13 protein-coding genes are annotated in these 20,922 nt (G+C 71.8%); 8 read left to right on the forward strand and 5 right to left on the reverse strand.

Annotation, left to right across the window (positions count from 1 at the left end; all coding sequences use genetic code 11):
- Window positions 1–63: 63 nt before the first annotated feature.
- Entirely contained in the window at window positions 64–1,422 is a 1,359-nt protein-coding gene (locus HGK34_RS00330; protein ID WP_201844575.1) for an NAD(P)/FAD-dependent oxidoreductase, read from the forward strand.
- A gap of 91 nt (window positions 1,423–1,513) precedes the next feature.
- Here the strand turns inward: HGK34_RS00330 and HGK34_RS00335 are convergent, their stop codons facing one another.
- Window positions 1,514–2,434 (reverse strand): MIP/aquaporin family protein, encoded by a 921-nt coding sequence (locus HGK34_RS00335; RefSeq protein WP_201844576.1) that lies wholly within the window; start codon window positions 2,432–2,434, stop codon window positions 1,514–1,516.
- A gap of 222 nt (window positions 2,435–2,656) precedes the next feature.
- On the opposite strand from HGK34_RS00335, the gene HGK34_RS00340 reads away from it, so the two are divergent.
- Window positions 2,657–3,643 carry a malate dehydrogenase gene (locus tag HGK34_RS00340; RefSeq protein WP_201844577.1) on the forward strand — a complete coding sequence of 329 codons (987 nt, stop codon included), beginning with the start codon at window positions 2,657–2,659 and terminating at the stop codon, window positions 3,641–3,643.
- Window positions 3,644–3,757: 114 nt separating this feature from the next.
- Entirely contained in the window at window positions 3,758–5,977 is a 2,220-nt protein-coding gene (locus tag HGK34_RS00345) for an NADP-dependent isocitrate dehydrogenase (protein ID WP_201844578.1), read from the forward strand.
- 87 nt (window positions 5,978–6,064) lie between these two features.
- Here the strand turns inward: HGK34_RS00345 and HGK34_RS00350 are convergent, their stop codons facing one another.
- Both HGK34_RS00350 and HGK34_RS00355 read right to left on the reverse strand, forming a co-directional pair.
- Window positions 6,065–6,598 (reverse strand): Clp protease N-terminal domain-containing protein, encoded by a 534-nt coding sequence (locus tag HGK34_RS00350; protein ID WP_201844579.1) that lies wholly within the window; start codon window positions 6,596–6,598, stop codon window positions 6,065–6,067.
- Between the two features lie 52 nt (window positions 6,599–6,650).
- Entirely contained in the window at window positions 6,651–6,854 is a 204-nt protein-coding gene (locus HGK34_RS00355; RefSeq protein ID WP_201844580.1) for a helix-turn-helix domain-containing protein, read from the reverse strand.
- Between the two features lie 279 nt (window positions 6,855–7,133).
- Here HGK34_RS00355 and HGK34_RS00360 point away from each other — a divergent pair, with 279 nt between their 5' ends.
- From HGK34_RS00360 to pulA, 4 genes are all read left to right on the forward strand, one after another.
- Window positions 7,134–8,822, forward strand: coding sequence for an HNH endonuclease signature motif containing protein (locus HGK34_RS00360; RefSeq protein WP_201844581.1), 1,689 nt, complete (start codon window positions 7,134–7,136; stop codon window positions 8,820–8,822).
- Window positions 8,823–8,868: 46 nt separating this feature from the next.
- A complete protein-coding gene (locus tag HGK34_RS00365) occupies window positions 8,869–12,483 on the forward strand; it encodes an ATP-binding cassette domain-containing protein (protein WP_201844582.1) in 3,615 nt (1,204 codons plus the stop codon).
- Between the two features lie 44 nt (window positions 12,484–12,527).
- The gene (locus HGK34_RS00370; protein ID WP_201844583.1) at window positions 12,528–12,998 is read left to right on the forward strand and encodes a GNAT family N-acetyltransferase; all 471 of its coding nucleotides are present in this window, start codon (window positions 12,528–12,530) and stop codon (window positions 12,996–12,998) included.
- Window positions 12,999–13,122: 124 nt separating this feature from the next.
- Entirely contained in the window at window positions 13,123–18,606 is a 5,484-nt protein-coding gene (gene pulA / locus HGK34_RS00375) for a pullulanase-type alpha-1,6-glucosidase (protein ID WP_201844898.1), read from the forward strand.
- Window positions 18,607–18,668: 62 nt separating this feature from the next.
- Here the strand turns inward: pulA and purU are convergent, their stop codons facing one another.
- On the reverse strand, window positions 18,669–19,529 hold the full coding sequence (gene purU / locus HGK34_RS00380) for a formyltetrahydrofolate deformylase (protein ID WP_201844584.1): 861 nt from the start codon (window positions 19,527–19,529) through the stop codon (window positions 18,669–18,671).
- Between the two features lie 128 nt (window positions 19,530–19,657).
- Between purU and HGK34_RS00385 the strand changes: the two genes are divergently transcribed.
- Window positions 19,658–20,164, forward strand: coding sequence for a GNAT family N-acetyltransferase (locus tag HGK34_RS00385; RefSeq protein ID WP_201844585.1), 507 nt, complete (start codon window positions 19,658–19,660; stop codon window positions 20,162–20,164).
- Here the strand turns inward: HGK34_RS00385 and HGK34_RS00390 are convergent.
- Window positions 20,142–20,918 carry an ATP-binding cassette domain-containing protein gene (locus HGK34_RS00390; RefSeq protein WP_201844586.1) on the reverse strand — a complete coding sequence of 259 codons (777 nt, stop codon included), beginning with the start codon at window positions 20,916–20,918 and terminating at the stop codon, window positions 20,142–20,144. The two genes, HGK34_RS00385 and HGK34_RS00390, sit on opposite strands and share 23 nt — an antisense overlap.
- Between the last annotated feature and the right edge of the window lie 4 nt (window positions 20,919–20,922).

The following is a 20,922-nucleotide window of genomic DNA, read 5'->3' on the forward strand; positions in this document are numbered from 1 at the left end:
CAGATCCGGACCACCCGTAACCATGCTGCAACCACCCCGGCCGATCCCGGCTACGGTGGGTCCATGCCGTCGTCCTCGCCTCGGTCCATCACGATCGTCGGAGCTGGTCTGGCCGGCGCGCAGACCGCCGCGGGCCTTCGTGCGCACGGCTTCGCCGGCCGGCTGACCGTTCTCGGCGCGGAGGGCGTGCCGCCGTACGACCGACCGCCGCTGTCCAAGGAGCTGCTCACACGTACCGAGCCGCTGTGGATCTCGGACGACCTGGGTGTCGACCTGTCCGTGCTGGCCGACGACGTCCGCCTGGACGACCCGGCGACCCGTCTCACCGTCACCCGGGAGAACGTGGCCACGACGGTGGCGTCGTCGGACACGATCGTCTCGGACGCCGTGGTACTGGCATGCGGGGCCCAGCCGGTCCTCCCCCCGGGCTGGGAGGCGGCGTCCGTGCTGCACACGTACCGCGACGCGGAGGCGTTGCGGGCGGCGATCGGGCCGGGTGTGCGGGTGGTCGTCGTGGGAGCCGGGTGGATCGGCGCGGAGGTGGCGGGCGTCGCCGCCGGGGCGGGTGCGGAGGTGACCGTCGTGGAGGCGGGCGCGTCCCCACTCGAACGGCAGCTCGGTGGCACGGTCGGTGCTCATCTCGCGCCGTGGTTCGCGGCGGCCGGGGTGCGCCTGGTCACGGGCGTGCCCGTCGAGAAGGTGTCCGACGACGGCGTCCGCACCGCCGCGGGCGAACACTTCGCCGCGGACCTGGTGCTTGCCGCCGTGGGTGCCCGGCCGGCGTCGGACTGGCTGCGCGGCTCGCTCCCGCTCGACGCCCGCGGCGGACTCCGGGTCAACCGCGCGGGCCGATTCCTCGGGCTGTCCACGCCGAGCGACCCCGCGGGCCGGCTGCATGCCGACGCCCTCAACCGGGTGTGGGCGGTCGGGGACATCGCGACACGGGACCACCCGGTGTTCGGGCCGGTTCCGGGCGGGCACTGGTCCGCGGCGCTGCACGATCCGGAACAGACGGCGCGTGCCCTGCTGGGCGTCGACGAGCGCCCGGCGGATGCGGAGGAGGTGCGTGCGCGGCTCGGCCTGGCCCCGCTGCGCAGCCAGGCGCCGTATGTGTTCAGCCGGCAGCTCGGGCACGATCTGGCACTCTTCGGGGTTCCGTCACCGTTCGAGGAGGTGGCCTTCCGGGGGGATCCCGCCGGGGGCGAGCGCTGGGCGGCGTTCTACGTCGAGCACCGCATGCACCGCAACCCGCCGCCGACCGGGCAAGGGCACCACGTCGCCCGGGTGCGGGCGGTGCTGCTGGCGGACTCGCCGCGGGAGGTCGGCCAGGTGCGGAAGCTGATGAACCGTCCCGAACCGCTGGTCGTCGACCTGGACAAGGTGGTGGATCCGTCGGTGCGGCTCCGGGACGCCGTGGTCTGACCGTCCGTCTCCCTGCCTGGCCGGAGACCGCCGGGGCGGTGGGTTCCCGTGGGAACCCACCGCCCCGGCGGTGCGTCGTGGTCCTCAGAACTCAGTCGGTCTTCTTGTCCGTGGCGTCCGTGTCGGCGTCCGTGTCGGTGTCCACGACGTCGTCCTCGGTGGTGTCGCCGCCGTACGTTCCCTCGGGAGCCTCGGTCCCGAACGCCTCGACGCCCTGATCCGGTTCCTGCGAGCCGAACGCCACCGCGAAGAGCGCGGCGATCCCGGCGCCCACGAGCGGGGCGACCCAGAACAGCCAGACCTGGCCGCTCACGCCGCCCCAGTCGTTGGCGAAGACCGCGGCGACGGTGGAACGCACCGGGTTCAGGCCCGCACCCGTGACCGGGTAGGTCACGACGGTGAGCACGGCCAGGCCGGCACCGCCGGCCGCCGCCATGACACCCCGGCTCTTCGTCCCGGCGCCCAGCGCGATGCCGGCCAGTGCCGCCGACGCGATGAGCTCGACGATCCCCGCCTGGAACAGGTTGAACGTCGCGCCGCCCTGCGAGAGCACGGACAGCGGGGAGAAGTCACCCCATCCGTTCGCGGCCCCGGCGTACAGGTCCCACTTGTCCTCCTTGCCGAGCAGCTCGTGGAGCTTGTCAGGGATCGTCGCGACGATGAGGCCGCCGGCCGCGAAGCCACCGATGAGCTGGCCGATCCAGTACAGCGGGACCTCGGCCCAGGGCACCCGGCCGGCGATGGCCTGCGCGAGCGTGATCGCCGGGTTGAACCAGCCGCCGGACACGTGGCCGACGGCGATCAGTGCCGCCGCGTAGGCGAAGCCGGCGGTCAGCGCGATGCCGATGGTGCCCGACTGGTTGAGGAAGCTGTACACGCCGATGCCGAGCACCCCGAGCACGAGGACGAAGGTGCCGAAGGCCTCGGCGAGCACCCGCGACAGGGTGCCGGAGCCGTAGGTCTCGGAAGGGGCGTCGAGCGCGCCGTCGGGCACGGCGTACGCGTTGGCCATGAGAGATGATCCTTTCGGGTGGCGCACGCGGGTGCGTGCCGGGTGTCGGGGAGCATCCTGCCAGTAATCACCTGAACACGACCTGAATGCGGCGATTCCTGACCCGCACCTTGGCCCGGGCGCGCGGCCTCCATGCCGTCGGTGATGCCGTCGGTCACGAGTTCGCGAAGATTTTCGGGCGGGCACTGGGCAGGGGTACCGGTTCGGTGAAAGAGTGAGCCCATGACTGAACCCGTGAACGTCACCGTCACCGGAGCCGCTGGCCAGATCGGGTATGCGCTCCTCTTCCGTATCGCCGCGGGGGAGATGCTCGGCGCCGACGTGCCGGTCCGGCTCCGCCTCCTGGAGATCCCCGCCGCGGTCAGGGCGGCCGAGGGTACTGCCATGGAACTCGACGACTGCGCCTTCGGCACGCTGGCGGGCGTCGACATCTTCGACGACCCGGTCAAGGCGTTCGACGGAACGAACGTCGCGCTTCTGGTGGGGGCCAGGCCGCGCGGCGCGGGTATGGAACGGGCCGACCTGCTCGAGGCGAACGGCGGCATCTTCGGCCCGCAGGGCCGGGCGATCAACGACGGCGCGGCATCGGACGTCAAGGTGCTGGTGGTCGGGAACCCCGCGAACACGAACGCGCTCATCGCGTCGGCGCATGCGCCCGACGTCCCCGCGCAGCGCTTCACGGCGATGACGCGGCTGGACCACAACCGCGCGCTCTCCCAGGTGGCGGCGCGGACCGGGACGCCGGTCAGCAGGATCAGCGGGCTGACGATCTGGGGCAACCACTCCGCGACCCAGTACCCGGACCTGTTCCAGGCGACGGTGGGCGACACCCCGGGCGCGGAGCTCGCGGCGGATCGCGAGTGGCTGACCGGCACGTTCATTCCGACGGTCGCGAAGCGAGGGGCCGCGATCATCGAGGCGCGCGGTGCGTCGTCGGCGGCGTCGGCGGCGAACGCGGCGATCGAGCACGTGCGGGACTGGACGCTCGGTACCCGCGAGGGCGACTGGACCAGCGCCGGGGTGCACAGCCGCGGTGAGTACGGCGTGCCCGAGGGGCTGGTGTCCTCGTTCCCGGTGACGTCCGCCGGAGGAGACTGGCAGATCGTGGAGGGGCTGGAGATCGACGACTTCTCGCGCGAGAGGATCGACGCCTCCGTGGCCGAGCTGGCCGCCGAGCGGGACGCGGTCAAGGAGCTCGGCCTGATCTGACGCCGTGGGCGGCGGCCTGTGAGTCTCGTTACCCGATGTCTCGATCGAGGTTTCGGCGCGGTATCTTGATATCAAGAAATCGTCTGCCAACTGATCCAGGAGCCTGTTCTGCCCATGGCCAAGATCATCTACACCCACACGGACGAGGCGCCGCTGCTGGCGACCTACTCCTTCCTCCCGATCGTCTCGGCCTACGCGGCCAAGGCGGGCGTGGACGTCGAGACCCGCGACATCTCGCTGGCCGGCCGCATCATCGCGCAGTTCCCGGAGCGTCTGACCCCCCAGCAGGCCCAGCCCGACGCGCTGGCCGAGCTCGGCGAGCTGGCGACGCACCCGGACGCCAACATCATCAAGCTGCCCAACATCTCCGCGTCGGTCCCGCAGCTCAAGGCCGCCATCGCCGAGCTCCAGGGCAAGGGCTACGACCTGCCGGACTACCCGGAGGACCCGGCCACGGACGAGGAGCGCGACGCCCGCGCCCGCTACGACAAGATCAAGGGCTCGGCCGTCAACCCGGTGCTCCGCGAGGGCAACTCGGACCGCCGTGCCCCCGCGTCGGTCAAGAACTACGCCAAGGCGCACCCGCACCGCATGGGCGCCTGGACCTCCGACTCCAGGACCGCCGTCACGACCATGGGCCACGACGACTTCTTCTCGAACGAGAAGTCCGTGGTCATCCCGGCGGACGACACCCTGAGGATCGAGCACGTCGCCGAGGACGGCACCTTGACGGTCCTCAAGGAGAGCCTGAAGGTCACCGCCGGCGAGGTCCTGGACGGAACCTTCCTGTCGGCGGCCGCGCTGGACCGGTTCCTGGCCGGCGCCATCCGGGCGGCCAAGGAGCAGGGCGTGCTCTTCTCCGTGCACCTCAAGGCCACGATGATGAAGGTCTCCGACCCGATCATCTTCGGCCACGTCGTCAAGGTGTTCTTCCGCGACGTCTTCGAGAAGTACGGCGCCGACCTGGCCGCCGCCGGCCTGTCCGCCAACGACGGCCTGGGCTCGATCTTCGCCGGGCTGGAGAGCCTGCCGAACGGCGCCGAGATCCGTGCCGCGTTCGACGCCGCACTCGCCGACGGCCCCGAGCTCGCCATGGTGAACTCCGACAAGGGCATCACGAACCTGCACGTCCCCTCCGACGTCATCGTCGACGCGTCGATGCCCGCCATGATCCGCGGCGGCGGCCACATGTGGGGCCCGGACGGCAACGAGGCGGACGCGCTCGCCGTCATCCCGGACTCGTCGTACGCCGGCGTCTACCAGGCCGTGATCGACGACTGCAAGGCCAACGGCGCGCTGGACCCGGCCACGATGGGCTCCGTCCCGAACGTCGGCCTCATGGCCAAGAAGGCCGAGGAGTACGGCTCTCACGACAAGACGTTCGAGGTGCCGGCCGACGGTGTCGTCCGCGTGGTCGACGCCGCCGGCGAGACCGTCATGGAGCACCGGGTGGGCGCCGGCGACATCTGGCGTGCCTGCCAGACCAAGGACGTCGCCATCCGTGACTGGGTCAAGCTGGCCGTCACCCGCGCCCGCGCCACCGGCGTGCCGGCCGTGTTCTGGCTCGACCAGAACCGCGCCCACGACGCCCGCCTCATCGAGAAGGTCCGTGAGTACCTGGACGACGGCTCCGCCGGCGAGACCGGTGGGCTGACCCTGGAGATCATGGCGCCCGCCGAGGCCACGAAGTACTCCCTGGAGCGCATCCGCAAGGGTGAGGACACCATCTCGGTCACCGGGAACGTGCTGCGCGACTACAACACCGACCTGTTCCCCATCCTCGAGGTGGGCACCTCGGCGAAGATGCTCTCCATCGTGCCGCTGATGAACGGCGGCGGTCTCTTCGAGACGGGCGCGGGCGGCTCGGCCCCGAAGCACGTGCAGCAGCTCGTCGAGGACGACTACCTGCGCTGGGACTCCCTCGGCGAGTTCTTCGCGCTGGCGGCGTCGTTCGAGCACCTGGCGAGGTTCACGGGGAACGCGCGTGCGCAGGTCCTCGCCGACACCCTCGACGCGGCGACCGGGACGTTCCTCGGTGAGGACCGTTCCCCCGGCCGCAAGCTCGGCACCATCGACAACCGCGGTTCCCACTTCTACCTCGCCCTGTACTGGGCGCGGGAGCTCGCCGCGCAGACGGACGACGCCGAACTCGCCGCCGCCTTCGCGCCGCTGGCCGAGAAGCTGGGTGCCGAGGAGGAGGCGATCGTCGCGGAGCTGGTCGCCGTCCAGGGCAAGCCCGCCGACATCGGCGGCTACTACCGGCCGGACGACGACAAGGCCAGCGCCGTGATGCGCCCGAGCGCGATCTTCAACGAGGCGCTCGCGTCGCTCTGACGCTCTCGGCGGGTACGATGGCGGTCGTGGTGGGTTCCGGACGGAACGTCACCACGGCCGCCGTCGTCGTTCGCCCCGGCGGTGGTCTCAGGCAGCTTCCTCCAGGGTTGCCCGCAGGGTGGGGAGGTCCGTGCCTGCCGCCGAGAGTGCCCGGGCGCCGGGGGAGCGGGGGTCGCGGAGAACGCCCAGCAGCAGGTGGCCCGCGCTGATGTCCTTGCTGCGCAGGCGGACCGCTTCGCGCAGTGCGAGCTCGAGGCACTTCTTGGCGTCACGGGTGAACGGGAGGTGCCCACCCCGGCCGTGACGCCGGGTCGCGGCGTCGAACGCCCCGTCGCTGAAAGTGGCGTCGGCGGTCTCGCGGACGGCGTCGAGGTCGATCCCGAGCGAGGCGAGTGCTTCGCGGTCGAGGCCGCTGTCGCCGGAGATCTCGCGGCGGACCGCCGATGCGATCGTGCCCGGGGCGAGGCCTGACGAGCGCAGGGCCCTGGCAGTGGTGCCGCCGGACTCGGTGAGCGCGATGACGACGTGGCGCGTGTCGATGGCGGGTGAGTGCAGGCTGCGGGCCACGATCTGTGCGTCGGTGACGACGGCGCGTGCCTCGCGGGTGAATCGCTCGAACATGTGCGGGCCTCCTGGGTGATGGGGTGGGCTGTTCCTGTGCGGGTGGGCGGGGTTACGGACGCCGGTGCTTCTTGTGGACCGCCTGGCGGCTGACGCCGAGCGCGTCGGCGATGTCCTGCCAGGACCAGCCGAGGTCCCGGGCGCGCTCCACCTGGAGAGACTCGAGGCGGTCGGCGAGCTCGCGCAGGGAGCGCACGGCGCGCAGTCCCGCGCGCGGATCGTCCCCGGCGGCGGTGGTGGCGAGAGTGGAGTTCATCTGTCAACTATGGTTGACGACGGTCGAAATTGTCAATCTAGGTTGACAAGGTTGTGTCGCGGCTGCGGTGGGGGTGCGGTTCGATCCTGCGATCAGGGCGGTGTTATCCACAGATGGTTGCTTCAGGGGGAGGTTCGTGCGCGGGATGGATAGGATCGAACGCAAGGACGATGGCGCTGGGGCGCTGAATGCGATCAATGCCGGCTGATGCCGGTCGAGGGGGTGGTTGTCGTGAGCGGGACGTTCCCTGGAGTGCGGGACAGGCGCGGAGCGCTTCCCGTGCCCTCTCACACCCGCGCGCGGGTCGAGGTCGCATTGCCCTGGGGGTCCCGGGAGGACCTCTCGCGGGGATGGTCGCAGCGGCCTCTCGGTGGCGAAGGGCTGATTGCGCTGCTCGCGCAGGTCGGGGTGGAGCCGGGGCCATGGCTCGCGGAGGTGCTGGAGGCGCTGATCGCGCCGGAGGGGCCGGGAGATCTCGAGCGGCTCGATGCCGTGGAACTGGCGGCGCTGGCCGCAGGTGCCGAGCGGCTGACCGCGTGGGCGCAGGCCCTGCAGGCCCGGGCTGCCGCCGCGCTGGTGGGATCCCAGGGCGGTGTGCTCGCACTCGACCAGGCCGAGACGGTCCTCAAGGACCGCCTGAAGGTCACCGCCCGCGAGGGAGGGGCCGTCGTGCGTCGCGCGGATCGGTGCGTCCGGTTTCCGGAGGTGCTGGCCGCTCTGGAGGCCGGTCGCATCGACGTGCGCAAGGCTGACACTCTTCTGGGTGCGGGTGCCGAGCTGACCGACGAGGAACGCGCCGCCGCGATCCAAGTGCTCCTGCCGGAGGCGTCACGGCGTACCTGGTGCTGGTTGTCGGAGCAGCTGAACGCTCTGGCGAATCGCCTGCACGGCGGTGGGGAGGAGTGGGAGCAGGCCGCCGAGCGCTCGAACGTGTGGCTGGAGACCGCCGCGCCGGGAATGGCCCTCCTGACCGCCCTGATGCCCGCGAAGGACGCCGCCCGGGTGTTCAACGCGGTTCAGGCGGGCGCGGACCAGCTCCTGCGGCAGCCGGGTCGGCGGCGGCGGCGCGGGCAGGCGCGCGCCGCGGCGCTCACCTCACTGGTGACCGGGCGAATGGTGCCGCACCTGATCGAGGAAGGTGGCGGGGAGCCGGCCGGAGGTGCTCCGGACGGTCTGCGTGTCCCGATCGCGGAACCGGGTGTGCTGGTGCCACCCGTGCGGGACACCGACCTGGTGCCCGTACCGGCCGAGGAGGACGGTGTGGCGTCCACGGTCCCCGCGCCTGTCGAGGCGGGGGTGGTCGTGCGTGCCGTCGAGGTGCCCGCGACCGTGAACGTCACCGTCCCCGCGAGCGTGCTGGCCGCTCCCGGCGGCGACACTCCCGGCATCCTGGACCTGCTGGGTCCGATCCCGGCCGAGACCGCCCGAGAGATCGCAGGCGAGGGCGTGTGGCACCGCCTCGTCACCGACCCGGTCACCGGCATCCTGACGGACTACTCCACCGCGGGGTACCGGCCACCGGACCGGCTCCGCCAGGCCGTCCAGGTTCGCGACGGCTTCTGCGCCCACGCCGGCTGCGACCGCCCTGCCACGCGGTGCGACCTGGACCACATCGATCCGTTCGACCCCGATCGCCGGGAGGCGCCGGGTGATCCGGGGCAGACCCGTGCGGGCAACCTGCACGCACTGTGCCGACGCCATCACAACCTCAAGACCCACGCCGGCTGGCACGTCGAACGAGACCCGGTCACCGGCACCGAGACCTGGACGGCCCCCGGCGGTCACACCGAGGTCTACCGACCAGATCCCGTCGATCCGGCAGCCCGGTATTCACTGACCGCCGGCATCCATGCCGATCCCGTCCCGGAAGTGCCCGGCGGGCTGACCCTGGCCTGCCCGCCCACCGGGCCCGCGGCCGGCCAACAGCCGGCCGAGCCACCGGATGGTGACGTGGAGCTGCCGTTCTGAAAAAAGAGGAGGGCGATGTCATTGTGCCGACGTAGCGTGAGCGGTGATGGTCCAGGCAACGATTTCTCCTCCGCAGCGCGCCACCCAGACCCGGGACGAGCGCGTCTCCGGTGACCCGTCGCGACGGCTCGACTGGCGTCGGCTGCGAGGTCCCGTCGCGGCGATCGCGCTCCTCGCCCTGGTCGTGGCGGTCACGGCTCAGGCATACGGAGCGGTCGTCGCAGGACGGCTCGCGGAGAGTGCCACCGTCATGGGCGTCGTGCTTCTCGCGGCGTGCCTCGTCGGCGGAGCGTTCCTGGACAGTGCCGGTCAGGTGGCATGGGCCGGTGTCACGGACCGGGCCGAGGGCAGGCTGCGCGGCGATCTGCTGCGGGCGGCCATGCACCAGCCGCTGGACACGCTCAACGAGCAGGCGGTCGGGGAGATCCTGGACCGCGTCGACGACGACACGCACGCCGTCGGGCAGCTCGTGCGCCGGCAGCTGTGGGGTGCCGCGCGCTCGGTGGTCGGCTGCGTGCCGATGTGGATCATCGCCGGGCTGCAGTGGTGGCCCGCCTGGTTCCTGTTCCCCGTTCTCGTCGCGACGACCGTGCTGCTCATCCGCGGCCTGCTGGGTCAGATCGTGAAGCTCAAGGTCGTGGAGGAGGCGGCGTGGACCGATCATGCCGCCGCCTTCGAGGAGGCGATCGCCGCCCGTGACGATCTGCGCACCAGCCTGGGCCGTGCGTTCGCGATCCGGCGCTTGGCCGGGCTGTCCGCCGAGGTGCACCGCCGGCTGGAGGCAGTCGTCAAGGTTGAGTCGCGGATGCTGCGCCGCGCCGGCGTCGCGCTGCACGCCATGCTCGCGGGCGTCGCCGTGATGGGCGCAGCCCTTGCGGCCGACGGCGATCTGGGCATCGACCGGCTCGTGACGCTGTTCCTGGTCACGGCCGGCTTCGTGGCGCAGACCGACATGCTGATCCATCACCTGCCCGATATCCAGGAGGGTCTGGGAGCGATCACCAGGATCAAGCAGATGCTCGGCGTCGCACCCGAGCCGGACGGCGGCGAGCCCGTGCCGGAGCCGCCGCTGAACCTGAAACTGCGTGACCTGCACTTCTCCTACAGCGAGGGAACGTTCGCCCTGCAGGGTGTGGACCTGAGGGTGCCCGCCGGTGAGACCGTCGCCCTGGTGGGGCGGACCGGCTCCGGCAAGTCCACCCTGGCGGGCCTTCTGTCCCGCGCCGTCGAGCCGCCCCGCGGGTCGGTCTTCCTGGGCGGTGTGGACGTGCGGGATCTCGACCTGCAGGCGCTGCGCGCCTCGGTCGGGGTCGTGACCCAGCGCACCGAGATCCTGGCCGGCACGCTCGCCGAGAACATCGCGCTGTTCGCCGACGTGCCCCGGGAACACATCGAGGCTGCCGTGGCAGAACTCGGCCTGGCCGACTGGGTCGGCGGACTGCCCGACGGGCTGGACACCCTGCTCGGCCCTGGCGGCACCCGGCTGTCGGCGGGGGAGGAGCAGCTCGTCGCGTTCGCGCGGCTGCTGGTACGTCACGTGCAGGTGGTCGTGCTGGACGAGGCGACGGCACGCATGGATCCGCTCACCGAGGCGCGTGTCGTGGCCGCCGCGAACCGGCTGCTGACCGGGCGCACGGGTGTCCTCATCGCGCACCGTCTCACCACCATCGAGCGCGCGGGGCACGTGGCCGTCCTCGACCACGGCCGGGTGGTGCAGCAGGGGCGGCGTGCCGAGCTGGCCGTGGCCGCCGGCCCGTTCCGGGACCTGCTGGAGGCGAGCGCGTCGCACGCCGCCGAGGACGGCCTCCTGGAAGAAGCCGACCGGCAGGAGGCCGTGGTCGCGGCAGGCAAGGTCGTCGCGCCCGCGGAGGCGGAGACGGAGATGACGGCGGACGCTCCCACGGCGACCCCGTCCGGGGGTGGTGTCGGGACCAGGCGGCGCCGAGGCGCTCCGCCGGAGATCGACGATCCCGGGGACGGTCCCAGCCTGGCGCGCACCGTCCTGCACGCGGTCCTCGTCCGCCCCGCGTGGGGCCTGTTCGGGGTCGTGCTGTTCCTGGCGTTCAGCATGGTCAACGCCGCGGGCGTGCTCACGACGTTCCTGTGGGGCCGCATCGTGGAGGGCATCGACTCGGGTGGGGGCGTTCCGCTGGCCGAGTTCATCGGACTGCCCGTGCTGCTGATCGCCTCGCCGATCCTGCTCGCCCACGCCATCTACGTGTACCCGAAGTGGTGGATCGACATCCTGCTCCGCGTGCGGATGTCGGTCATGGCCGGGCAGACCAGGCAGCGGCGCCTTCCCGCCACCCCGCCGGGCGAGATCGTCGCCCGGGCGATGGACGCCGACCGCTTCGTGAACTACACCGACCGCTGGATCGACTTCGTCAACGGCCTCGTCGTGGTCTCCGTGGCGACGCTGGTCGGCCGATCCTGGCTGGTCGGTGCGGTCCTGCTGAGCGTCATGGCGATCTCGGCGCTCGCGTCCGCGATCGGGCGCCCGATCGCGGGACGTTCCGCGACCAGGTCCTCGGCGGCGCGGGCGCGCTTCGGCCGCGCCCTGGTCTCCGCCCTCGACTCGGCGCGGACGGTCAAGCTCGCCGCCCGCACCCCGGAGGTCCACGCCCACCTGCGCCAGGTCGACGGCGGGCGCGTCCGGGCGGCGATCTTCGAACACCGCGTCCAGGCGGTGCTGGAGGGTGTGCCGGGCATCGTCCTGCAGAGTGGTGTCGTCGTCGCCTGGGCCCTGCTCCTGCACGGCACGTGGAGCCTGGCGACCACCTTGATGGTCGCCGGCGCGGTCGCCGGTTTCGGCTGGTTCGGCATGGTCGCGGGCATGGTCATCACCGAGGCCCCCGGTACGCGCAACTGGCAGAAGGCGACCAGCCGGTTCGCCGGTGGCGTCGACCTGATCGACCAGCCTGCCGGGGTCGACCTGCCCACGGGAGCCGCTCCCCAGCCCGCACCCGGTCCCCGGGAAACCCTGGACCATCTCGAGCTGCGCGGGCTCACCGCCGTGCACGACGACGGGACCATCGGTGTGTCGGGCGTCGATCTCACCGTGCGTCGCGGCGAGCTCATCCTGTTGCTCGGCCAGGTGGGTTCGGGCAAGTCGAGCCTGCTCTCCTCGATGGCGGGGCTCATGGAGCACGCCGGGCAGATCCGCTGGAACGACATCGAGGTGACCGACGCCCAGACGTTCCTGCGTCCCGGACAGGTCGCCTACGTCGCGCAGATCCCGCGCGTGCTCTCGGGCACGTTCGCCGACAACGTGCGCCTGGATCACGAGCGGGAGCTCGAGGGCCCGGTCGAGGCCGCACGGCTCGCGCCGGACATGGCCGACGCCGGAGGCCCGCACTCCCTGGTGGGCCATCGCGGGGTGCGGCTGTCCGGGGGGCAGGTCCAGCGCCTGGCGCTCGCCCGAGCACTCGCCGCCGACGCCGAGCTGCTGCTCGCCGACGACGTGTCGTCCGCCCTCGACGCCGCGACGGAGATCGAGCTGTGGGCGGCGCTGCGTGAGCGCGGCACGACGGTGATCGGGGCGACGTCGAAGCGTGCGGCGCTCGCCCGCGCGGACCGCGTGGTGGTCCTGGAGGAGGGCGAGGTGGCTGCGGTGGGGCCCTGGCGCGAGCTGGCCCCGACGTGGTCGCACCTGGCGGGGTGAGTCGTCCCGAAGGAGGACCCGTCGCGGGCGGTTACCGTGGCGCCGTGGACATCATCTTCCGGGAAGCGCGCCGTGACGACCTCTCGCGCGTCGTCGAACTGATCGCCGACGACGCCGTGGCCGCCCGGCGCGCGGGTACCTTCGGCGCGGCCCATGTGCGCGGTTTCGAGGCGATCCAGGCAAGCCCCGACAACGACCTGGTCGTCGCCGTGCGTGACGGAGGTTCCGGCGACGGCGAGGTGATCGGCTGCATGCAGCTCACCTACATCCCGGGCATCTCCCGCAACGGCGCGGGCCGCCTGCTCGTCGAGGCGGTCCGCGTCGACGCGGCGCTGCGCGGCCAGGGCATCGGGCGGCTGCTGATGGAGCACGCCCACGAACGCGGCCGTGCCCGGGGCTGCGTGCTGGCACAGCTCACCAGTGACAAGCAGCGCCCGGACGCCCACCGTTTCTACCGTTCCCTGGGTTACCAGCAGTCCCACGAGGGCTTCAAGCTGCCTCTGGAGCGCGGCTGAAAGCTGCTGGAAGGTATTGCTGCAAGGCGTTGCAACCGTTACAGTCGCTGACGCCCAGCCCTTTTGCGTGGGATGCCCCGAGGACGACGAAGGAGTCTCCATGCCAGCCGCGCCCCCTGCCCGCATGCCCATCCGGTCCCGTTCCGGCCCGCGCGCCGCGCTCCGCCGCCCGGCCGGGCTGGCCGCAGTCGGCTCCCTGCTGGCCGTCGCCGGTCTCGGCGTCTCGGTCACGGCCGTGGCGGCCGACGCTGCCCCGGCCGGTTCCGCCACGCTCGTCGGAGACCTCCAGACCGCGCTCGGCTGCACCGAGAACTGGGACCCCACCTGCGCGGACACCACCCTGGCCCCGGCGGGCGACGGCACGTTCTCCTCGGACTTCGAGTTCCCCGCCGGCAGCTACCAGTACAAGGTGGCGCTCGACGGGTCCTGGGACGAGTCGTACGGGCGCGACGGCGGCGCCGACAACGCACCCCTCACCCTGGAGGGCCCCACCACGATCCGCGTCACCTACGACGACGCCACCCACCGCATCGCCCTGACCCCGCTGGACCTCGCGGGCGGCTGGACCGAGGCCGACGACCCCCTCGTGGCCGCACCGGTCCGCCAGCCGGGGTCCGACGAGCGCTTCTACTTCGTCATGACCGACCGGTTCGCCAACGGCGACGAGTCCAACGACGACGGCGGCCTGACGGGCGGCCCGCTCGACACCGGCTTCGACCCGACGAACAAGGGCTTCTACCAGGGCGGCGACCTCGCCGGCCTGGCGCAGAACCTCGACTACATCGAGGGCCTGGGCACCACAGCGATCTGGCTGACTCCCTCCTTCGTCAACCGGCCCGTCCAGGGCTCCGGTGACGACGTGAGCGCCGGCTACCACGGCTACTGGATCACGGACTTCACCCGGATCGACCCTCACCTGGGCACCAACGAGGAGCTCGCGGCCCTGATCGACGACGCCCACGCGCGCGGCATCAAGGTCTACTTCGACATCATCACCAACCACACGGCCGACGTCGTCGACTACGCCGAGGGCACCTACGACTACGTCGACCAGGCCACCCGGCCCTACACGGACGCCGACGGCGTCGCGTTCGACCCGGCCGACCACGCCGGCACGGGCGACTTCCCCGCCCTCGACGCCGCCACGAGCTTCCCGTACACGCCGCAGATCGCCCCCGAGGACGCCGACCTCAAGGTCCCGGCCTGGCTCAACGACCCGACGCTCTACCACAACCGGGGCAACTCGACCTGGGAGGGGGAGTCGGTCACCTACGGCGACTTCTCCGGCCTCGACGACCTCATGACCGAGCACCCCACGGTGGTCAGCGGCATGGAGGAGATCTACGAGGCGTGGATCGACCTGGGCATCGACGGCTTCCGGATCGACACGGCCAAGCACGTGAACTTCGAGTTCTGGGAGGAGTGGTCCGCCGCCATCCAGGACTACGCCCACGGCCAGGGCAAGGACGACTTCTTCACCTTCGGCGAGGTGTACGACGCCGACGCGGCCAAGACCTCGCCCTACGTCCGTGACACGGACATGTCCTCGGTGCTGGACTTCGCCTTCCAGTCGGCGGCCACGAGCTACGCGAGCGGCAACAGCGCCCGGCGCCTCGCCGACCACTTCGCGAGCGACGACCGCTACACCACGGCGGACTCCTCGGCCACGGCCCTGCCCACGTTCCTCGGCAACCACGACATGGGCCGGGTCGGCTACATGCTCGCCGGCACCGACGCTCCGCTGGAGCGGGACGAGCTCGCGCACGAGCTGATGTACCTGACCCGCGGTCAGCCGGTCGTCTACTACGGCGACGAGCAGGGCTTCGCCGGCACGGGCGGCGACAAGGACGCCCGTCAGACGCTCTTCGCCACGCAGGTGGACGAGTACGCGAACCAGTCCCTCGTCACCGGCGAGCAGGCGGGGAGCCAGGACCGGTACGACACCGACGCGCCCCTGTACGAGGAGATCGCGACCCTCGCCGCCCTGCGTGAGGACCACCCGGCACTCGCGACGGGGGCGCAGATCGAGCGCTACGCCGCCGACGGCGCGGGGATCTACGCGTTCTCGCGCGTGGACCGCACCGAGAAGATCGAGCACCTGGTCGCGCTGAACAACGCCGCCGAGGCGGCCACGGCGTCGTTCACGACGCTGACGCCGGGCGCGTCGTACGGCGTGCTGTACGACGGCGGCAGTGGCGCGGACGCGGTCTCGGCCGATGCCGACGGCGAGATCACGCTCACGGTCCCGGCCCGCTCCGCCGTCGTCCTCGTCGCGGACCGGCAGGTCGGCGCCGACACGACCGGCACGATCGCCGTCGAACCCGGCGAGACGCACCGTGGCGGAGCAGCCGTCACGGGCACCGCCCCGGTCTCCGCGGCGATCGACGACGCCTGGGCGGAGACCTCGTTCGCCTGGCGGGCCGTGGGCACCGAGGAGTGGCACGCGCTCGGCACGGCGGAGGACACCGATCCGCGGGTCTTCCACGACACCTCCGGCCTGGCCGAGGGGACCCTGGTCGAGTACCGCGCCGTGACGCGGGACGCCGACGGTGACCGGGCGGCGGCGTCGTCGTACGCCTCGGTCGGTCTCGACGTCAGCGGCGTGGTGGACGACGACGTGCCCGGTGACACCTACGACCTGGTCACCGTGCCCGGCAGCCACAACTCGGAGATGGGCTGCGCCGGCGACTGGACGCCCGACTGCGAGGCCGCCCGGCTCACGCTCCAGGACGACGGCACCTACGCCGGAACGTTCGAGCTCCCGGCCGGCAGCTACGAGTTCAAGGTCGCCGTCAACGGCTCCTGGGCCGAGAACTACGGCGCGGACGGCGTGCGGGACGGCGCCAACATCCCGTACACGACCGGCGGCGGCGAGGTGACGTTCACCTGGGACCCGGACACGAAGGTTCCCGCGGTCGAGGCCGGAGAGCCGGGCACGCCCGGCGAGGGACAGCTGGCGGCGCACTGGGTCCGGAAGGACGTCGTGCTGGTCCCCGCGGAGGGTTTCGGGCAGGGCGACGACTGGCGCCTGGTCGCGGGTGACGCGGCGTCGTACCCGATGAGCCCGGGCGAGATGCCGGCGGACGTCGCCGAGGACTTCCCGCACCTCGCCGGCTACCAGGCTCTCCTGATCGAGGGCATGGACCGGGGTGCCGCGACGGCGGCGCTCCGGGGCGCGCTGAGCGTGGAGCGGTACGACGCGGACGGTGAGACGCCCGGCGAGCCCACCGCGGTCACGGGCGTGCAGATCCCGGGCGTGCTCGACGACCTGTTCGCGACGGACCGGCAGCTCGGCGTAATGGTGCACCCGAACCTGAAGTGGGCGTCGTTCGCGCTGTGGGCGCCCACCGCGCGTGACGTGGACCTGCTGGTCTGGCCCGCCGGGCGCGATCTCGACGCCGAACCGGACCGGTTCGACGCGCGGCGGCAGCGGGACGGCGCCTGGACCCTCGACGGCAGGCGGACCGACAGGCGCTACCCCTGGTACGGGGCGCGCTACCGCTACGCGGTCGAGGTGTACGTGCCGAGCACGGGGCAGGTGGAGACCAACGTCGTCACCGACCCGTACTCGGTCGGGCTGACCCGCGACTCCACGCACTCGGTGGTGGTGTCCCTGGACGACAAGCGGTTCCAGCCGCGCCGGTGGCGCACCACACCCGCTCCGGTCGTGGACCGTCCCGTCGACCAGACGATCTACGAGCTGCACGTGCGCGACTTCTCGATCGCCGACGAGACCGTGCCCGCCCGCCTGCGCGGCACGTACGCCGCGTTCGGGGTCGATCACTCCGACGGCATGACCCACCTGCGCGACCTGGCCGAGGCCGGGATGACCGGCGTCCACCTGCTGCCGACGTTCGACATCGCCACCATCCCGGAGGACCGGGACGCCCAGGCGACCACGGGCGACCTGTCCGGTTTCGCCCCGGACGGCACCGAGCAGCAGGCGGCGGTCTCCCGGATCGCGGCCGACGACGGGTTCAACTGGGGCTACGACCCCTACCACTTCACGACGCCCGAGGGTTCCTACGCCACCCGCGCCGACGGCGGCGCCCGCGTCGCGGAGTTCCGCGGCATGGTCGGGTCGCTGCACCACGCCGGCCTCCAGGTGATCCTGGACCAGGTGTTCAACCACACGGCGGCCTCCGGCCAGGAGGAGAGGTCCGTGCTGGACCGCGTCGTGCCGGGGTACTACCACCGGCTGAACGCGGTGTCGGGCGACGTGGAGACCTCCACCTGCTGCCAGAACCTCGCCACCGAGCACGCGATGGGCGAGAAGCTCATGGTCGACTCCGTGGTGACCTGGGCCCGCGACTACCACGTCGACGGCTTCCGCTTCGATCTCATGGGCCACCACTCGAAGGCGAACCTGCTCGCGGTCCGGGCGGCGCTGGACGAGCTGACGCCCGACGACGACGGCGTCGACGGCTCGGCCGTGTACCTGTACGGCGAGGGCTGGAACTTCGGCGAGGTGGCGAACGGCGCCCGCTTCGAGCAGGCCACGCAGGGCAACCTGGGCGGGACCGGCATCGGGACGTTCAGCGACCGCCTGCGGGACGCGATGCACGGCGGGTCTCCGGTGGACGGGTCCTCGCTGTTCCAGCAGGGCATCGGGACGGGGCTGTTCACGGACCCGAACGGGCACGAGGCGTCCCTGGGCGACGCGGCGTCGGTGAACGACGGCGGGGCCGACGAGGCCGCCGACCTCGCGCACGAGACGGACCTGGTGAAGCTGGGGCTCGCGGGGAACCTGCGCGACTTCGAGTTTACCACCTCCGACGGCGAGGTCCGTCGCGGTGACGAGATCGACTACCGGGGGTCGCCCGCGGGCTACGCGGACTCGCCGGAGGAAGTCGTCACCTACGTCGACGCGCACGACAACGAGACGCTGTTCGACCTGCTCGCGCTCAAGCTCCCGGCGGACACCCCGATGGACGAGCGGGTGCGGATGAACAGCCTGACGCTGGCGACGACGGCCCTGGCACAGACGCCCTCGTTCTGGCACGCGGGGACGGACCTGCTGCGGTCCAAGTCGCTGGACCGGAACTCCTACGACTCCGGTGACTGGTTCAACGCCATCGACTGGAGCGGTCAGGACAACGGGTTCGGCCGCGGCCTGCCGATGGCGGCGGACAACGAGGACAACTGGCCGTTCATGGCGCCGCTGCTGGCCGACGAGTCACTGGCTCCGTCACCGGACGACATCGCCTTCGCGTCGGCCCAGGCCGCGGAGCTGCTGGAGCTGCGGGCGTCGACGGACCTGCTGCGGCTCGGCTCCGCGGACCTGATCCAGGAGAAGGTGACGTTCCCGGGGACAGCCGCAGGGGCGGGCGCGGAGGACCTGCCGGGTGTGTTCGCGATGTCCGTCGACGACCTGGCCGGCTCGGCCGACGTCGACCCGGACCTCGACGGCGCGCTGATCGTCTTCAACGCGTCCCCGGCCGACGCGGCGGTCGAACTCCCGGAGCTGTCCGGCCGCGACTACGCGCTCTCGCCGGTGCAGGCCGGCGGCGTGGACGACGTCGTCCGACGGACCACCTGGGAGGCGGGGACGGGGACGGCCGTGGTTCCGGCCCGCACGGTGGCGCTGCTCCTGGATCCGGCGAACTGAGCACGGCCGGGACGGGGGATCTTCCCCGTCCCGGCCTGCCAGCCGACGTCGGCGGCGGGGGATCAGCGGAAGACGACGGTACGGTGCCCGTCCAGGAGGACCCGGTGCTCCGCGTGCCAGCGCACCGCGCGGGCCAGGGTGCGGCGCTCCGTGTCCTCGCCGATGCGGACCAGGTCGTCGATGGTGTGGGTGTGGTCCACCCGTTCCACGTCCTGCTCGATGATGGGACCCTCGTCGAGGTCGCCCGTCACGTAGTGGCTGGTGGCGCCGATGATCTTCACGCCGCGGTCGTGCGCCTGCCGGTAGGGGCCGGCGCCCTTGAACGACGGCAGGAACGAGTGGTGGATGTTGATGATCCGCCCGGCGTGGTCGCGGCACATCTCGTCCGACAGGATCTGCATGTAGCGGGCCAGCACGACGAGCTCGGCGCCGGTGCCGGTGATCAGCTCGCGGAGCGCAGCCTCCGCCTGCGGCTTCGTGTCCTTCGTGACGGGCACGTGGTGGAACGGTTTGTCGTAGAACGCGGCGATGTCCTCCAGGTCGCGATGGTTTCCCACGACGCCGACCACGTCGATCGGCAGATGCTGCGACCGTTCCCGGTAGAGCAGGTCCACCAGGCAGTGCGCGGCCCTCGACACGAGCAGGAGCGTGCGCATCGGCCGGCCGGCCGTGTCCAGGTTCCAGGTCATGTCGAACCGTGCCGCCAGCGGGGTCACCGCCGAGACCAGGTCCTCGCGTGACGCCGCCGACTCCACCTGGACCCGCATGAAGAACCGTCCCGAGTACGGGTCACCGAACTGCTGCGACTCGGTGATGTTCCCGCCGTGCTCGGCGAGCATCCCGGCGACGGCGTGCACGATTCCGGGACCGTCAGGGCAGGAGAGGGTGAGGATCCAGTGGGTCGTCTCGGTCTGTGCGGTCACTCCGGAAGCCTATGTCGGCCCGCCGTGGCGCGCGCGAACGTCCCACACGGCGGCCGCCCGCGCATCGATCGTGCGACCAGATGGCGAACCGTGCACCGCGCGGCGCGCAACTCTGCGACCATGGCCCCATGAGCGACGCACCCACGACGATCGCCCTGGTCGACGACGACCACGCAGGCGAACTCCTCACCCTCCGCCGAGCTGCGTTCGTCACGGAGGCGCAGCTCTACGACGACCCGAACATCCCCCCGCTCACCCAGACGCTGCACGAGCTTCGCGAGGACATGGCCCGCGAGGACATCGTGACCGTCGGGGCCTGGGAGGGCACCCGCCTGATCGGCTCGATCCGTGTCGAGCTGGAGGGCCAGAAGGCCACGCTGGGGCGCCTCGCCGTGGCGCCCGACAAGCAGGGACGGGGGATCGGCACCCAGATGCTCGTCGCCGTCGCGCCGTACCTGCCGCCGGAGATCACCGAGGTGTGGGTGTTCACGGGCAAGGACTCCAAGCAGAACCTGTCGCTGTACACGAAGCACGGCTACGAGGAGCAGTACGACCAGGCCGCGGGCGACCTGACGTACACCTACCTGCGGCGCGTCCTGGGCTCGGTCGAGGTCAAGGACGAGACGACGGCGTAGCGCGCCGCGGTACCCGGGTCGCGCCGGTGATCGCGGCGACGACGGCCTCGTGGCTGGCCTCGGCCGCGGTGAACGAGCCGTTGTTGCGTCCGTGACGCAGCACCTCGATCCGGTCGGCGACGGCGAGCACGTCCGACAGGCTGTGGCTGATGAGGATGACGCCGTGACCGAGGTCCCGCAGCGACTGGACGTGGGTGAGGACCTCGGCGGTCTGGGCCACGGACAGGGAGGCCGTGGGCTCGTCGAGCACCACCACCTTCGGGGAGCCGAGCTGGGTGCGTGCGATCGCCACGGTCTGTCGCTGCCCGGCGGAGAGCGCCGACAGCGGCGTCCGCACCGAGGGGATGCGCGAGGTGAGCGACTCGAGGATCTCGCGTGCCCGGTTCTCCATGGCGGCCTCGTCGAGCCCGAACCCGCCCCGGCCGGACATCTCCTGGCCCAGGAAGAGGTTCTGCACCACGTCCAGGTTCTCGGCCAGGGCGAGGTCCTGGAAGACGGTCGCCACGCCCAGAGCCCGGGCCGACGCCGGCGAGCCGGGCGGGACGGGGTTGCCGTCCACGGTGACGGTGCCGGCCTCGGGCACCAGGACCCCGGCGACGACCTTGGCGAGCGTCGACTTGCCGGCTGCGTTGTCGCCGACGAGGGCGACCACCTCGTGGGCGTGCACGTCGAGGTCGACACCGTCGAGCGCGCGCACGGGGCCGAAGGACTTGTGTACTCCCCGTACGGAGAGCACGGGCTGGGGGTGGGTCACGTCG

Origin of the sequence: Myceligenerans indicum, from assembly GCF_016742955.1 — a bacterium.
In the GTDB taxonomy this organism is placed as follows: Bacteria; Actinomycetota; Actinomycetes; order Actinomycetales; family Cellulomonadaceae; genus Myceligenerans; species Myceligenerans indicum.

Excerpts from the sequence above, each read along its gene's own strand:
- HGK34_RS00365 (WP_201844582.1), top strand. The coding sequence starts at position 8,869 with ATGGTCCAGGCAACGATTTCTCCTCCGCAGCGCGCCACCCAGACCCGG.
- HGK34_RS00355 (WP_201844580.1), bottom strand. The coding sequence starts at position 6,854 with ATGAACTCCACTCTCGCCACCACCGCCGCCGGGGACGATCCGCGCGCG.
- HGK34_RS00330 (WP_201844575.1), top strand. The coding sequence starts at position 64 with ATGCCGTCGTCCTCGCCTCGGTCCATCACGATCGTCGGAGCTGGTCTG.
- HGK34_RS00345 (WP_201844578.1), top strand. The coding sequence starts at position 3,758 with ATGGCCAAGATCATCTACACCCACACGGACGAGGCGCCGCTGCTGGCG.
- HGK34_RS00335 (WP_201844576.1), bottom strand. The coding sequence starts at position 2,434 with ATGGCCAACGCGTACGCCGTGCCCGACGGCGCGCTCGACGCCCCTTCC.
- HGK34_RS00340 (WP_201844577.1), top strand. The coding sequence starts at position 2,657 with ATGACTGAACCCGTGAACGTCACCGTCACCGGAGCCGCTGGCCAGATC.
- HGK34_RS00350 (WP_201844579.1), bottom strand. The coding sequence starts at position 6,598 with ATGTTCGAGCGATTCACCCGCGAGGCACGCGCCGTCGTCACCGACGCA.
- HGK34_RS00385 (WP_201844585.1), top strand. The coding sequence starts at position 19,658 with ATGAGCGACGCACCCACGACGATCGCCCTGGTCGACGACGACCACGCA.
- pulA (WP_201844898.1), top strand. The coding sequence starts at position 13,123 with ATGCCCATCCGGTCCCGTTCCGGCCCGCGCGCCGCGCTCCGCCGCCCG.